The following is a 13776-nucleotide window of genomic DNA, read 5'->3' on the forward strand; positions in this document are numbered from 1 at the left end:
GACGGCGTCAGTCCGGCCGGAAGAACGCGAGCATCCGGTGGGCCGCGTCCGGTGCGGCCAGCATGTCCTGCATTCGCGCGGACTGCCGGGCGGCCGCGCTGGTGCGCTCGAACATCTCGTGCTCGTATTCCTTCACGGCGGCGGGAAAGTCGTCCGGGTGCGCGGCCAGCGCGAGGCCGAGCACAGCGCCGTCTAGCAGCGCCATGTTCGCGCCCTGCCCCACCGGCGGCATCAGGTGCGCGGCGTCGCCGATCAGCGTGACGCCCGGCGTCGACGGCCAGGTCAGGCCGAGCGGGAGCGTGCTGATCGCCCGGAGCCGGACCGTGTCGTCGCACGCGGCGATCAGGGCGGTGAACCGCGGGTCCCAGCCGGCGAACTCCTCGATCAGCCGGGCCCGGGCGGCGGCCGGGTCGTCCAGCGGGATCCCGCAGGTCACCGGCCAGTCCTCGGCGGTGTGGTGGAAGCTGAGGTAGACGCGCACGCGTCCGTGCCGGTGGTCGCCGCGGTCAACGCGTACGTGATCGGCGCGGTGCGGCGGGAGATCGCCGAGCGGCGGGCCGAGCGGGCCACCGGGATGGACAAGCAGCAGTGGCAGGCCGCCCACGGGCCGTACCTGGAGCGGACCCTGGCGACCGGCCGGTTCCCCGCGCTGGCCACGGTCGTCCGCGACGGCGCGCACCTGGACGCCGACGAGACCTTCCGAACCGGCCTCGACTTCCTCCTGGACGGCATCGAAGCACGCATCTCGCGGTGACGCGGGCTGGCGCGCACCGACAATGTCAACCGCGTCCGGGTTTCGAGTAGGCGCATCACGACCTCCCGGGTGCCCGCGTGCTTCAGCGCCTCGCGGGCCGCGTCGCGCACTGCGGTTCTCCGGGACTCCGTCCGGGCGTCGCCGGTCAGGTCGGACAGCGCCAGCCGCGCCCGCAGCCCCCTCCCGCGCCATCTCCGTCGCCGGTCCCTGGCCGCCACCACCCGGCGTGCCCAGCCCCGCCGCCTGCACGCGCACCCGGTCCACCTCGACGGCCGGATCGCCATCGCTCCAGCGCCTGCAGCACGCTGTCGTGCAGCACCCGCTCCGGCCGCGACCGCGCACAGGTTCAGCGGAGATCCATCCCCAGGTCGAGCGCGGGCGAGGAGTGCGTCAGCGCGCCGACCGACAGGTAGTCCACCCCGGTCTCGGCGTAGGGCCGCGCGTTCACCAGCCGCAGACCGCCGGAGGCCTCCAGCCGGGTTTTCGGCGACAGCTCGTCCCTGCGGCGCACGGCTTCCGCGCACCACTGTGGCGTGAAGTTGTCCAGCAGCACCTCGTCGGCGCCCGCGGCGAGCGCCTCGTCCAGCTGGTCCAGCGTGTCGACCTCGACCTCGCACGCCAGCTCGGGTGCGTGCTCCCGGGCCGCGGCCAGCGCGGCGGTGACCGAACCGGCGGCGACCACGTGGTTGTCCTTGATCAGCACCGCGTCCCCGAGACCCATCCGGTGGTTCACGCCACCGCCGCACCGCACCGCGTACTTCTCCAACAACCGCAAGCCGGGCAACGTCTTGCGGGAGTCGCGAATCGCGCAGCCGGTACCGTCCACAGCGGACACCCACGCCGCGGTCGCCGTGGCCACACCGGACAGGTGGCACAGCAGGTTCAGCGCCGTCCGCTCGGCGGTGAGCAGCCCGCGCACCGGCCCGCGCACGACCAGCGCGGGCTTGCCCGCCACGAGCGGGCTGCCGTCCTCGAGCCGGTCGAGCACCTCGTAACCGCTGCCGAGCACGGCGTCGAACACCGCGAGCGCGACCGGCACCCCGGCGAGCGTGCCGTCCACGCGCGGGGTGATCTCCGCGGTCGCGGTCGCGCCCTCCGGCACCGTCGCGGCGGTGGTCGCGTCCGGCCCGTACCGCAGGTCCTCCGCCAGCGCGGTCTCCACGACGCGGCGGGCGTCCTCCAGGTCCAGGGTCATGCCACTTCCTCCGTGCAGACGGGGTCGGCCAGCACCGGCTGGCCCGACGGGTTCAGCCTGATCAGCAGGCTGCGCTGCCACGTCACGTCGTCCCGCTCGGGGTAGTCACCGCGGACGTGGCAGCCGCGTGACTCGGTGCGCCGCGCCGCCGCGGCCAGCAACGCCTGCGCCACCAGGGTGAGCGAGGCGTTCTCGACGTCGGCGTGCGTCCGCAGTGGACCGTCCGAAGCGGACAGGTCCAGGACGGAGCCGGCCACGGCCAGCCCCTCGGCGTCCCGCCCGATCGCCGCGTACCGGCTCATCGCGCGCTGCACCGCGTCCCGCTCGGCGATCCGCACCCGCCCCCACGCGGGTGCCGCGGCCTGCTTCGGGTCACCCAGCAGGCCCGCGGCCAGATCCGCGGCCACCGCCTCGGCCGCGGCGGCGCCGGTGACCAGCCCCTCCAGCAGGCTGTTGGACGCCAGCCGGTTCGCGCCGTGCAGCCCGGTGCGCGCGACCTCACCAGCCGCGTACAGCCCGGCGACCCCGGTGCGGCCGTCGCTCCCGGCCACGATCCCGCCACACGCGAAGTGCGCCGCCGGGCTCACCGGGATCGGGTCCCGCGCCGGGTCGACGCCGATCGCGCGGCACGCCGCGAAGACCGTCGGGAACCGCTTCGCGAACCCGGGCACGCCGGTCGCGTCGAGGAACACGTGGTCGTCGATCCCGCCCGGCGCCGAGAGGAGCCGCCGCGTGATCGCGCCGGACACCACGTCGCGTGGTGCCAGGTCGCCCAGCGGGTGCACGCCCTGCATGACCGACGCGCCCGCGCCGTCGACCAGCACCGCTCCCTCGCCGCGCACGGCCTCGGTGACCAGCGGGCACCGCCCGCGCGCGCCCGGCGTGTACAGCACGGTCGGGTGGAACTGCACGAACTCCAGGTCGGCGGCCATCGCCCCGGCCCGCAGGCCGAGCGCGACCCCGTCGCCGGTGGCGATCTCCGGGTTCGACGTGGCCTGGTAGAGCTGGCCCATCCCGCCGGTGGCGAGCAGCACCCCGGGCGCGCGCAGCACACCCAGCCTGCCCTCCGGGTCGAGCACCGTCACCCCGGCCACGTCCCCGCGCGGCGTGCGCAACGCGTCGACCGCGATGTGCCGCTCCAGCACGGGCAGGCGGCGGCCGGTGGCCTCGGCGACGAGCGTGCGCTCGACCTCGGCCCCGGTCGCGTCGCCGCCCGCGTGGATGACGCGGAACGCGCTGTGCCCGCCCTCGCGAGCCCGCGCGAGCAGCCCCGCGGCGCCCGGATCGAACCGCGCGCCGGCCGACCGCAGCCAGGACACCGCGCGCGGGCCGCCGGCGAGGATCGCCGCGACCGCGTCGGCGTCGCACAGCCCGGCACCGGCGATCAGCGTGTCCTCGACGTGCCGGGCGACGGAGTCACCCTCGTCGTGCTGGTCCGGCAGCACCACGGCGACGCCGCCCTGGGCCCAGCGGGTGTTGCCGTCCTCGACCGCCGCCTTGGTCACCACCAGCACCCGCAGGCCGAGCTCCTGCGCGCGGATCGCCGCGGTCAGGCCGGCCACGCCGGTGCCGAGCACAACCAGATCGGCACGCGCCTCCCAGCAGGGAGTTTTCGTCTGACCGTCGATAACCGGGCCGGTCATTCGCCGCCGCCCGGCTGGCCGATCTCGATCATCCGCTGCACCGAGGCGCGGGCCCGGGCGGCGGTCTCCGGGTCGACGTGCACCTCGTCGGCGCCCTCGCGCAGCGCGCGCAGCAGGGCGGCCGGGGTGATCATCTTCATGTACGCGCACGACGCGCGGTCGTTCACCGCGCGGAAGTCGATGCCGGGCGCGGCCTTGCGCAGCTGGTGCAGCATGCCGATCTCGGTGGCCACCAGCACCGACTTCGCCTTCGTGGCACGGGCTTCGTGCACCATGTCCCCAGTGGACAGGATCTTCACCTTGTCCGCGGGCACCGCGCCCTCGCCGGCCAGGTACAGCGCCGAGGTGGCGCAGCCGCACTCGGGGTGGATGAACAGGTCCGCGTCCGGGTTCGCCGCGGCGCGCTCGGCCAGCTCGGGACCGTTGATCCCGGCGTGCACGTGGCACTCGCCCGCCCAGATGTGCATGTTGTCGCGCCCGGTCTTGCGCTTGACGTGCGCGCCGAGGAACTGGTCCGGGCAGAACAGGACCTCGCGGTCGGCCGGGATCGAGGCCACCACGTCGACCGCGTTGGACGACGTGCAACAGATGTCCGTCTCCGCCTTGACCTCCGCGGTGGTGTTCACATAGGACACCACGACCGCGCCGGGGTGCTGCGCCTTCCACTCGCGCAGCTGGGCGCCGGTGATGGAGTCGGCGAGCGAGCAGCCGGCGCGCGCGTCCGGGATCAGCACCGTCTTCTCGGGCGACAGGATCTTCGCGGTCTCGGCCATGAAGTGCACGCCGCAGAACACGATGGTCGACGCGTCGCTCGCAGCGGCGATCCGGGACAGCGCGAGGGAATCCCCGGTGTGGTCGGCGATGTCCTGGATCGCCGGAGCCTGGTAGTTGTGCGCCAGCAGCACGGCATCCCGCTCGCGCGCCAGCTTGCGCACCTCTTCCGCCCACGCCTCGTCCGGCTCCACGCCACCGTACGGGGTCAGGTCCACAGTCGCTGCAGTCATCGGCCCTCCTGGACCAGTCGCTGGTTTTCGCCTTACAATCGAAAACCGTGCGAAGTCATATTAACAGCAGCGCCCCCCTGGCACACGAGGTTTTGGCGGCGGTATTGCAGGTGCGTTACGCCACACTGCAGGTGCTGCTGTGGCGCCGCGCGCTGGATCCGCACGTCGGGCGCTGGTCGCTGCCCGGCGGGCGGCTGCGGCCGGACGAGGACGTCGAGACCTCGATCCGCCGCCAGCTCGCGGAGAAGGTGGACGTCCGGCAGCTGAGCCACGTCGAGCAGCTGGCCGTGTTCAGCGCCCCGGACCGGGTGCCCGGCCCGCGTGTGGTCGCCACGGCGTTCCTCGGCCTGGTCCCCTCCGACGTCGACCCCGAGGTCCCGGAGGACACCCGCTGGCACCCGGTGGACGACCTGCCGCGCACCGCGTTCGACCACCGCGACATCGTGCTGCGCGCCCGCGACCGGCTGCGCTCCAAGCTGTCCTACACCAACGTCGGTTTCGCGCTCGCCCCCCGCGAGTTCACCATCTCCGCCCTGCGCGAGCTGTATTCGGCGGCGCTGGGCTACAAGGTCGACGCCACAAACCTGCAGCGGGTGCTGTCCCGCCGCGGCCTGCTCTCCCCCACCGGGCACACCGCGCCGCCGGGCCGCAGCGGGGGGCGGCCGGCCGCGTTGTTCTCCTTCCCGGGGAAGGGCATCCAGGTGACGGACCCCTTCGCGGTGTTCCGTCCGCCGCCCAAACGACGTTGAGCGAGAACCACCGGATCGACGTACCGTGTAGCCGTGGATGCGGAGCGGCAGGAACGAGCGACAGAGACCATCCCCCTGTTCCCGCTGCAAACCGTCCTGCTGCCCGGCGCCACGCTGCCGCTGCACCTGTTCGAGCCGCGCTACCGGCAGCTCGCGGTCGACCTGCTCACCGGCACGGTCCCGGACCGCCGGTTCGGGATCATCGCGATCCGGACCTCCGCGGTGCGCGAGGTGGAGGACCTCGACCACGTCCACCCCATCGGCTGTGCGGCCCTGCTCGGGGACAGCGAGCGGCTGCCCGACGGGCGGTTCGACATCATCACGCGCGGCGAGCGCCGCTTCCGCGTCCTGGACATCGACACCAGCCGCGCGCCCTACCTGGTCGGCACCATCGAATGGGTCGACGACACCCCGGTGCCGCCCGCGGCCGAGCGAGCGGTGGCCGGCCTGCGCGACGCGGCGCTGTCGGCGCACGCCGCCTACTGCGACGCGGCCTGGCACCGCGACGCGTGGGCGGCCCCGGAGCCGGAGGTCGGGCCGGGCCCGCTGTCCTACCTGCTCGCCGCCGACTGCCTGCTGCCGCTGGCCGACCGGCAGCAGCTGCTCGAGGAGACCCAGCCGCTGCGCCGGCTGCGGATGGTCAGCCGCATGCTGCGCCGCGAGGCCGGCTTCCTGACGAAGCTGCGGGCCGTGCCCGCTCCCCCGCCCGAGCTGATCCAGCTCGGGCTGCCCGCCAGCCTGAACTGAGATGCTGGCCACAACGTTTTCGCAGGTAACCGGGAACATGGATCTTCCTGGTACCGTTGGACCTTCGGCGCTGGCAACAGCCCCTGCCACCAGCCCGTTCGGATCCCGGTGATTGATCCGAGCCCGGCGTGGCAACCCCAGATACCGCGGCAAGAACCAGATGGGCCCTTTTGCGTGCTCATCGCCCTTGCTGGTGCCTGGAGCGCCAGCTGAAAACGAAACGCATGGAAGGAGGCGGCACGCCATGAGCCGCGACGTGATCGACTGGCGTACGAGTGCCGCCTGCCGGGACGAGGACCCTGAGCTGTTCTTCCCCGTGTCCGAAATGGGCCCGGGCGCCCGGCAGGTCGCACGGGCCAAGGCGGTGTGCGCAAGCTGTCCGGTGCGCGCCGAATGCTTGGCCTACGCACTGGACACCGGTCTCGACAACGGCATCTTCGGCGGCACGACCGAGGGCGAGCGGCGGAGCCTGATCCGCTCGCGCCGTCGCGCCGAGGCGGCCTGAGACACGCCGGCGGCCGGGTTTCCCGTACTGGGGAACCCGGCCGTTCGCGTTCCTAGCCCAGCCTGCGGCCCAGGTCGTCGCGGCCGTTCCAGCCCGCGAGCAGGCCGTAGACCAGCGCGGCGCCCAGCGGCTGGGCCACCAGGACCCACATCGACTCGACGCGCGGCGCCCGCTCGATCACGTCACCGACGTCCGGCGTGGTGGTGACCGCGTAGGCGCTGTTGGCGAACGCCACACCCATCTGGACGCCGAGCCAGGCGGCGAGCAGGCCACCGAGCACCGCGGCGATCATGACCACCGGCCCGCGCCGCTCCCGCAGCATCCAGACGGCAACCCCGGTGACCACGCCGGCGCCGAGGCCGAGCAGCGCGTAGACCGCGAGGTCGTCGAAGCGGTGCCAGCTCTCCAGCTGCAGCGGGACCAGCTGGCCGCCGTCGAACACGCGCACCCGCTCGGGCGGCGCGAGCAGCGACCAGACCCAGCCCAGCGGGATACCGAGCACGCCGATCAGCGACAACAGGCTGACCGCGGGCAGCAGATCGGCCTTCACGACCACCCGCGGCCGCGGCGGCCGCCGGGTGAACAGCACAGCGGACAGCTCCGGGCCGGGGGCTCCCGGCCTGGCCTGCACCGGCGACGAGTCGGCCACCGCACCCCTTTCGTTCCCGGATGATCGCACCGGAACGAGATTAGCCGGTCTCCCCACTCGTGTACGCACCGTGTCGGTCGCGTCGCCCGATCACGGCGCGATGCGACGCCGGACACGTCTCAGGTGGACAGGCCCTTCTCGAACCGCTCGGCGTCGAAGTCGCCGCCGAACCACGGCGACAACCCGGCCCGGGCGACCTCCAGGAAGGCGTCGCGGCCCAGCCCACCCGCCCCCTCGGGGAGGGCGCCGAGCAGCGGCGATCCGGCCGCTACCGGCAGGTCCGAGACGTTGCACAGCGCGGCCAGGTCCGGCTGCGCGGGCCACGACCCGACGACGACGCCGAGCACGTTGAGCCCCCGCGCGGTCGCGACCTCGGCGGTCAGGGCCGTCGCGTTGAGGGTGCCGAGCCCGGCCTCGGCGACCACCAGCAGCGGAGCGGACAGCGCCCAGGCGACGTCGGCCAGGGTGGCGCCCTCGGCGTCGAAGCGGACCAGCAGTCCCCCGGCGCCCTCGACCAGCACCAGGTCGTGGCTCTCGGCCAGCTCGCTCGCCGCCCGCGCGGCCTCCGCCGGCCGGACGGGCGGGATCCCGCTGCGCCGCGCCGCCACCTCGGGGGCGAGCGGGTCGGGATACCGGCGCAGCTCACGGGTCGTGACGTCCCCGGCGAGGCGGGTCACCTCGTCGACGTCGCCCGGCTCCTCCGGCCCGACTCCGGTCTGCGCGGGTTTCAGCACGGCCACCCGGCGGCCCTCGGCACGCGCGAGCGCGGCGAGGGCCGCGGTCACCGCGGTCTTGCCGACGCCGGTTCCGGTCCCGGTCACCACCAGCACGCTCACGGGATCCGACATTAATACCGGCGCCGGCGGACCGGCTTTCCGGTGGGTGGCTACCGGGTGACCATCGGGTTGCCCTCCGCGGTCCCGCGCTCCGGCACCACCTCGTCGGTGGCGGACACGAACGCCCCCGCCTCCGCGTTGTAGAGGTGCACCTTCGCGGCGCCGACCTCGAAGTACATGCCGACCAGGTCGACCTCGCCGCGGGCCTCGGCGGCCGCGATCACCGGGTACTCCCGCAGCCGGTCCAGCTGCTGCAGGACGTTGTGCAGCGCCAGCTGGTCGGCCTCGGACGCGGGCAGGGAGTCCCCGACGCGGATCGGCGCGTGCGTCTCGGACCGCGCCAGGCTCGGCTCGGCGTGCTTGAGCCAGGACTTCAACGCCGGCGCGCCCTCCGGCGCACCGTTCAGCAGTGCCTTCATCGCACCGCACGACGAGTGCCCGCACACCACGATCTCGCGCACCTTGAGCACCCCGACCGCGTACTCGACGGCGGCGCCGATGGACGCGTCCGACCCGTCAGCGCACGTGGCGTGGTCGGGCACCAGGTTGCCGATGTTGCGCACGGTGAACAGGTCACCCGGCCCGCTGCTGGTGATCAGGTTCGGCACGATCCGCGCGTCGCCGCAGGTGATGAACAGCGTCTCCGGGTTCTGCCTGTCGGCCAGCTTGCCCAGGATCGGGCGGACCAGCTGCGACGTGCGCCGCTCGAACTCGCGCATGCCGCGCCGCATCGAGCTCCCCCGCGCCTGCCGCTGCTGCGGGACCTCGACCGGATCCGCCTGCTGGGCGCGCTGCCACTCCGACCAGGGGGCGAACCAGCGCGGCGCGATCCGCTGGGCCTTGGCCTTGTGCACGGTCGGCTCACCGGCCTTGCCCCGTTCGAACCAGGGGTGCCCGATCTCGTCGACGATCACCTGACCGCCGGCCTCCTCGTGGGAGTGCTGCCACTCCGACAGGGTCTCGAACGCGGCGTGGTCGAGGTAGTCCACGACGAGTTCGAGGGTCACCGTCGCGCCGCGCGGGATGGTGCCCAGCACCGAGGTCAGGCGCGGGATCGAGAGCGAGGACAACGCCCCCTCGACGACGACGCGCCACTTGTCGCCGTCGCGTTCGACGTGGATGCCGGACCACAGCAGGCGGCGCAGCATGATCAGCGCGGACGCGGCGATCCCGATCAGCACACCGGTGAGCAGGTCGATGCTCACGACGCCGAGCAGCGTGATCAGGTAGACCGGCAGGTCGCCGTGCCGCCGGAGCTCTCGGATCTGCGCCGGATTGACGAGTTTGGCGCCGACGTGGACCAGCAGCGCGGCGAGCGCGGCCAGCGGGATGTTGCGCAGCACACCGGCGAGCACGGCGACGAACAGGAGGATCCACAGGCCGTGCAGGATCGCGGACACGCGCGTCCGGGCGCCGCTCTGCACGTTGGTCGAGCTGCGCACGATCACGCCGGCGACCGGCAGGCCGCCGAACGTGCCGGACACCATGTTGGCCGCGCCCTGGCCGACCAGCTCGCGGTTGAGGTTCGCCCGCGGGCCGGTGTGCATCTTGTCCACCGCCACCGCGGAGAGCAGGGTCGCCACGCTCGTGACCAGCCCGATGGTCACGACGGCGACGCCGAAGTCGAACCACCCGGCGTCGGGGAACTCCGGCACGAAACCGAGGTCGAGCACGTTGTCCGGAACGTCCACACGGGACACGTTCAGGCCGGCGACGAGTGCCAGCACGGTGGCGATCAGGATCGCGGCCAGCGGGCCCGGGACCTTGCGAACCGCCGCGGGCAGTTTGCCCCACGCGAGCATGATGCCGAGGGTGACCAGCCCGATCAGGGTGGCGGCTCCGTGCGGGTCGAGGACCAGCGCGGGCAGCCCGAGCAGGTTGTCGACCGGCGAGCTCTGCGCGGTGCCGCCGAAGACGATCGGGAGCTGCGAGAGCACGATCGTGACGCCGATGCCGGCGAGCATGCCGTGGACGATGGCGGGGGACAGGGCCAGCGCGGCACGCGCGATCCGGCTCAGCCCGAGCAGGATCTGCAGTGCGCCGGCCAGCACGGTGATGGCGCAGGTGGCGGCCCAGCCGAACTCGTTGATGGTCTCCGCCACGATCACGGTGAGCCCGGCCGCGGGACCGCTGACCTGCAGCGGCGCCCCGCCGAGCGCGCCGGCCACGACACCGCCGACGATCGCGGCGATCAGGCCGGCGACGATCGGCGCGCCGGAGGCCAGTGCGATGCCCAGCGACAGCGGGATCGCGACGAGGAAGACGACCAGCGAGGCCGGCACGTCGTGGCGGAGGTTGTCCAGCGCGGACCGCCACGAGCGGGGCGGAGCGTGCTCACGCTCCTGGGCAGAGTTGTCAATCATTCACGCCTCCGGTGCGCAGGTTCCCGAACTTGGGGATGAACCGAGGAAAGGCCAGCCTCAGTGACGGCCTGTAGCACCACAGATACCGAAAAACGTCCGAGATGTCCGGTATGCAAAGAAGTTCTCACGTTTTGTTCACAAAGGGTCATGACTGATGCGTAACGGCGTATTGGCGCGCGGCCATCAGTGCGCGTGACCCGCGTCACCGGCGCGATCGATCCGGGTCGCAAAAAGTGACGAAGAGTGATCAACAGCGGCGCTAGTGGCTCCGCTCACACTGGATTAGGTGAATTATTCACGGCGGCAGCTATCAGGCTCTGGAGCGCTCTCGCGACCTGCCTCGCCGCCCTGGCGGCGTCGGCAGCATGACCGAGGTGGACCACGCGCGCGCCTGTAGCAGGCGGCGCGGGGTGACCGGCGGTGAGCGCCTTGCCCACGCCAAGCACATCCGGGGTCACCTGGGCGTGGCCGGCGCCCGGGCGGCCTACCCCGTGAACTGCCGGCGCGAGACCTGGGCGTGCGCCATCCGCCGCAGCGCCGCGAACAACGCGTCGCCCAGGACGGTGCCCACCACCGCGCCCTCCACGACCGCCTCGGTCGTGCCGAGCCGGGCCACCGCCGTGACGTCGGCTTCGGCGACCGAGTCCGCTGCCTCCGCGTAACGGTCCAGCGCGTCCAGCACCCACTCGTGCCCGACCTGACGCAGCGCGCACAGCACGCCGAGCAGGGACTCGACCACCGGCGACTCGGGGTGCACGTCCCAGCCCCGCCGCCGCGCCGTCTCCCCGATCCGGCCCATCGCCCACGCGCGGTCCTCGGCCGTCACCTCCAGCTTCGCCATCGGCAGGCCGTGCTGGGCCAGGCCGAGGATGCCGTGCGTCGACGTGCCGGAGTCGTCGATCGCCGCCAGCACCTCCCCCACCGCGGCGATCGACAGGCCCCCGATCTCCAGCAGGGCACGCACCAGCTTCAGCCGCCGCACGTGTGCCGCGCCGTAACGGGCCTGGTTGGGGCTGGTCAGCTCACCGGGCGGGAGCAGTCCCTCGCGCTGGTAGTACTTGATCGTCGCGACCGGGACACCCGACTCCCGGCTCAGCTCCGCCATCCGCATCCGGTGTTCCTCCTCTGGACATACCCCGCATGGGTAGAGTAACTTCCCATTTAAGATAGTACAGCTATCCGTTGTGGAGGCGATGACGATGACGACGCTGTCCCTGCGCTCAGCCACCACCCGCCGGGCCGTGCTGCACTACGTCGAGATGTGGATCGCCATGGGCCTGGGCATGGCCGTCCTCGGGCCGCTCGTCCGGCTGGGTTTCGACGCGGCCGGCTGGTCCGCGGTGCTGGACCGCACCGACTGGCGCGCCATGATCATGGCGACCGAGATGGCCCTGCCGATGGCCGCGTGGATGCGGGTCCGCCGGCACGGCTGGGGCTCGGTGGCCGAGATGACCGCGTGGATGTACGTGCCGTTCGCGGTGCTGCTCGTGCCGTACTGGGCCGGCGTGATCTCCGGCGGGGCGCTGATGGGCATCGGCCACGGCCTGATGGGCCTGGCCATGGCGGTGGTGGTCTACCGCCACCGCCACGACCACTGATCCGTCAGCCGAGCACGACCGGGAGCCTGTCCAAGCCGTGCACGAGCGTGCTCTCCCGCCACCGCAGCTCGCCCGGCTCGCCGTCGAGCCCGATCGCGGGGAAGCGGTCGAGCAGGCGGCCCAGCGCCACCTCCGCCTCGAGCCGGGCCAGCGGCGCGCCGACGCAGTAGTGGATGCCGTGGCCGAACGCCAGGTGACCACCGGCCGGGCGGGTCACGTCCAGGCGGTCCGGGTCGGGGAACCGCGCGCCGTCGCGGTTGGCGCCCACCAGTGAGATCAGCACGAACTCGTCGGCCGGGATCTCGACGTCGCCCACCGGCACCGGCTCGGCCGTGAACCGCAGGGTCGCGATGTTGATCGGCCCCTCGAACCGCAGGAACTCCTCGATCGCGCCCGGCAGCAGCGACGGGTCCGCGCGCAGGGCCGCGAGCTGGTCCGGGTGCCGCAGCAGCGCCAGCACGCTGTTGCCGATCAGGTTGACCGTGGTCTCGTGCCCGGCGACGAGCAGCAGGAACGCCATCGCCACCAGCTCCTCGGGCGAGAGCTGGTCACCCTCGTCCGACACGTGCACCAGATCGGACAGCAGGTCCTGGGTCGGGGCCGTGCGCTTGGCGTCGACCAGCGCGGTGAGGTAGGCGGCCATCGAGCGGGCCGCGTCGTGGAAGTTCTCCTGCGGGCCGGAGTTGAGCAGCGTGTTCGACCACTCGCGGAACTCGCCGCGCTCCGCCTCCGGGATGCCGAGCAGCTCGCAGATCACCGTGATCGGCAGCGGGTAGGCGAACGCGTCGAGCAGGTCGGCCCGGTCCCGCGTCGCCATTTCGTCCAGCAGCTCGTCGGTGATCTGCTCGATGCGCGGCCGCAGCCGGGCGACGGTGCGCGCGGTGAAGGCCTTGTTGACCAGCTTGCGCAGCCGCGTGTGGTCCGGCGGGTCGGTGTTGAGCATGTGGTGGCGCAGCAGGGTGTCCGGCTCGCCCGTGCCCGCCGTCCCGCCGGTCGCGGTCAAGCGGGCCTGGAACAGCTCCTGCGCCCGGTTGGCGTCCTTGCTCAGGCGGGGGTCCGCCAGCAGCGCCTTGGCCTCCGCGTATCCCGAGACCATCCACACCCGCAGCCCGCGGGGCATGATCGCGGGCCGCACCGGCCCCTCCTCGCGCAACGCGCGGTAGAGGGCGTGCGGGTCCTGGATGATGTCGTCGTCGAGCCTGATCGGTTCGTCCACCACGCGCATTCGTGGTCCTCCCAGTGACGTTCGTGCTCCGGCAAGGCGTCAACGGACCGCGGGCGCGAATGGTGCCCGCTTCACCGGGCGGCGAGCGCCCCGGCGAGCCGGTCCACCACTCCCTTCCAGTGCTCCCGCTGCGCGGCGCGCTCCTCGGGGCCGGCCAGCCACTCCTGGTGGAAGCGGACCACGGTCCCGTTGCCCGACGGGGAAACCCTCACCTGCACCGTCGAGTCGTGGTCCCAGCCCTTCGGCCGCCACGTCAGGCGGATGCGGTCGAGCTCGCGGTAACCGCGGCTCTCGCCGACCGTGCCGTCGGCGGTCTCGTAGCGCTCCCCCTTCCCCCGGGCACGGCGGCGCCGAGCCAGATCTCCGCGCCCGCGTCGCTGGTGAGGAACTCCCACACGGCGGTGGCCGGGTACGGCAACGTGCGCGAGACGCCGATCTGCCAGCCCGCGTCGGCGGTCCGGCCCACTTCCTTGGTCATGAGCTCATGATGGCAGGAGGCACCGACAGT

General features: G+C 72.9%; 12 protein-coding genes and 3 pseudogenes. 5 read left to right on the top strand and 10 right to left on the bottom strand.

Features of this window, described 5'->3' with window-relative positions; genetic code table 11:
- Nucleotides 1-7: 7 nt before the first annotated feature.
- Nucleotides 8-487, bottom strand: a pseudogene (locus L1857_RS28310) (FAD-dependent oxidoreductase); the annotation flags it as partial.
- Here L1857_RS28310 and L1857_RS28315 point away from each other — a divergent pair.
- Nucleotides 488-754: pseudogene (locus L1857_RS28315) on the top strand (TetR/AcrR family transcriptional regulator C-terminal domain-containing protein); the annotation flags it as partial.
- 346 nt (nt 755-1100) lie between these two features.
- On the opposite strand, the gene nadC reads toward L1857_RS28315, so the two are convergent.
- Genes nadC through nadA form a run of 3 tightly spaced genes read right to left on the bottom strand, consistent with a single transcriptional unit; the run spans nt 1101 to nt 4596 of the window.
- Nucleotides 1101-1949: a carboxylating nicotinate-nucleotide diphosphorylase gene (gene nadC, locus L1857_RS28325; RefSeq protein WP_249466792.1), complete on the bottom strand. Its 849-nt coding sequence runs from the start codon at nt 1947-1949 to the stop codon at nt 1101-1103.
- Nucleotides 1946-3592 (bottom strand): L-aspartate oxidase, encoded by a 1647-nt coding sequence (locus L1857_RS28330; protein ID WP_162831261.1) that lies wholly within the window; start codon nt 3590-3592, stop codon nt 1946-1948. The genes nadC and L1857_RS28330 overlap by 4 nt, the downstream gene beginning before the upstream one ends.
- Entirely contained in the window at nt 3589-4596 is a 1008-nt protein-coding gene (gene nadA, locus L1857_RS28335; protein WP_094004357.1) for a quinolinate synthase NadA, read from the bottom strand. The genes L1857_RS28330 and nadA overlap by 4 nt, the downstream gene beginning before the upstream one ends.
- Nucleotides 4597-4706: 110 nt before the next feature.
- Here nadA and L1857_RS28340 point away from each other — a divergent pair, with 110 nt between their 5' ends.
- The 3 genes from L1857_RS28340 to L1857_RS28350 all read left to right on the top strand — a co-directional run bounded on the left by L1857_RS28340 (nt 4707) and on the right by L1857_RS28350 (nt 6597).
- Complete coding sequence (locus tag L1857_RS28340; RefSeq protein ID WP_198958161.1) at nt 4707-5345, top strand: NUDIX hydrolase; 639 nt, start codon at nt 4707-4709, stop codon at nt 5343-5345.
- A gap of 33 nt (nt 5346-5378) precedes the next feature.
- Nucleotides 5379-6092, top strand: coding sequence for an LON peptidase substrate-binding domain-containing protein (locus L1857_RS28345; RefSeq protein ID WP_094004355.1), 714 nt, complete (start codon nt 5379-5381; stop codon nt 6090-6092).
- Between the two features lie 244 nt (nt 6093-6336).
- A complete protein-coding gene (locus L1857_RS28350) occupies nt 6337-6597 on the top strand; it encodes a WhiB family transcriptional regulator (RefSeq protein ID WP_094004354.1) in 261 nt (86 codons plus the stop codon).
- 52 nt (nt 6598-6649) lie between these two features.
- Here the strand turns inward: L1857_RS28350 and L1857_RS28355 are convergent, their stop codons facing one another.
- The 4 genes from L1857_RS28355 to L1857_RS28370 form a co-directional block, all read right to left on the bottom strand.
- Nucleotides 6650-7246: a DUF2567 domain-containing protein gene (locus tag L1857_RS28355; RefSeq protein WP_094004353.1), complete on the bottom strand. Its 597-nt coding sequence runs from the start codon at nt 7244-7246 to the stop codon at nt 6650-6652.
- Between the two features lie 119 nt (nt 7247-7365).
- Nucleotides 7366-8082: a dethiobiotin synthase gene (gene bioD, locus L1857_RS28360; protein ID WP_249466795.1), complete on the bottom strand. Its 717-nt coding sequence runs from the start codon at nt 8080-8082 to the stop codon at nt 7366-7368.
- A gap of 50 nt (nt 8083-8132) precedes the next feature.
- Nucleotides 8133-10445 (bottom strand): SulP family inorganic anion transporter, encoded by a 2313-nt coding sequence (locus L1857_RS28365; RefSeq protein ID WP_116114899.1) that lies wholly within the window; start codon nt 10443-10445, stop codon nt 8133-8135.
- Between the two features lie 484 nt (nt 10446-10929).
- Nucleotides 10930-11556: a MerR family transcriptional regulator gene (locus L1857_RS28370; RefSeq protein WP_094004350.1), complete on the bottom strand. Its 627-nt coding sequence runs from the start codon at nt 11554-11556 to the stop codon at nt 10930-10932.
- Nucleotides 11557-11644: 88 nt separating this feature from the next.
- Between L1857_RS28370 and L1857_RS28375 the strand changes: the two genes are divergently transcribed.
- Nucleotides 11645-12043 carry a hypothetical protein gene (locus L1857_RS28375; protein ID WP_116114909.1) on the top strand — a complete coding sequence of 133 codons (399 nt, stop codon included), beginning with the start codon at nt 11645-11647 and terminating at the stop codon, nt 12041-12043.
- 4 nt (nt 12044-12047) lie between these two features.
- Here L1857_RS28375 and L1857_RS28380 read toward each other — a convergent pair whose 3' ends face one another.
- Together L1857_RS28380 and L1857_RS28385 are read right to left on the bottom strand one after the other, a co-directional pair.
- Nucleotides 12048-13268 carry a cytochrome P450 family protein gene (locus tag L1857_RS28380; protein WP_094004349.1) on the bottom strand — a complete coding sequence of 407 codons (1221 nt, stop codon included), beginning with the start codon at nt 13266-13268 and terminating at the stop codon, nt 12048-12050.
- 71 nt (nt 13269-13339) lie between these two features.
- Nucleotides 13340-13746, bottom strand: a pseudogene (locus tag L1857_RS28385) (SRPBCC family protein).
- Between the last annotated feature and the right edge of the window lie 30 nt (nt 13747-13776).

The sequence above is a fragment of the Amycolatopsis thermalba genome, from assembly GCF_023376025.1.
Lineage (GTDB): Bacteria > Actinomycetota > Actinomycetes > Mycobacteriales > Pseudonocardiaceae > Amycolatopsis_E > Amycolatopsis_E thermalba.

What these genes read in the sequence shown, in the direction of transcription:
- nadC (WP_249466792.1), bottom strand. Translation starts at nt 1,949, where the DNA reads ATGACCCTGGACCTGGAGGACGCCCGCCGCGTCGTGGAGACCGCGCTG.
- L1857_RS28350 (WP_094004354.1), top strand. Translation starts at nt 6,337, where the DNA reads ATGAGCCGCGACGTGATCGACTGGCGTACGAGTGCCGCCTGCCGGGAC.
- nadA (WP_094004357.1), bottom strand. Translation starts at nt 4,596, where the DNA reads ATGACTGCAGCGACTGTGGACCTGACCCCGTACGGTGGCGTGGAGCCG.
- L1857_RS28375 (WP_116114909.1), top strand. Translation starts at nt 11,645, where the DNA reads ATGACGACGCTGTCCCTGCGCTCAGCCACCACCCGCCGGGCCGTGCTG.
- L1857_RS28370 (WP_094004350.1), bottom strand. Translation starts at nt 11,556, where the DNA reads ATGCGGATGGCGGAGCTGAGCCGGGAGTCGGGTGTCCCGGTCGCGACG.
- L1857_RS28365 (WP_116114899.1), bottom strand. Translation starts at nt 10,445, where the DNA reads ATGATTGACAACTCTGCCCAGGAGCGTGAGCACGCTCCGCCCCGCTCG.
- L1857_RS28380 (WP_094004349.1), bottom strand. Translation starts at nt 13,268, where the DNA reads ATGCGCGTGGTGGACGAACCGATCAGGCTCGACGACGACATCATCCAG.
- L1857_RS28330 (WP_162831261.1), bottom strand. Translation starts at nt 3,592, where the DNA reads ATGACCGGCCCGGTTATCGACGGTCAGACGAAAACTCCCTGCTGGGAG.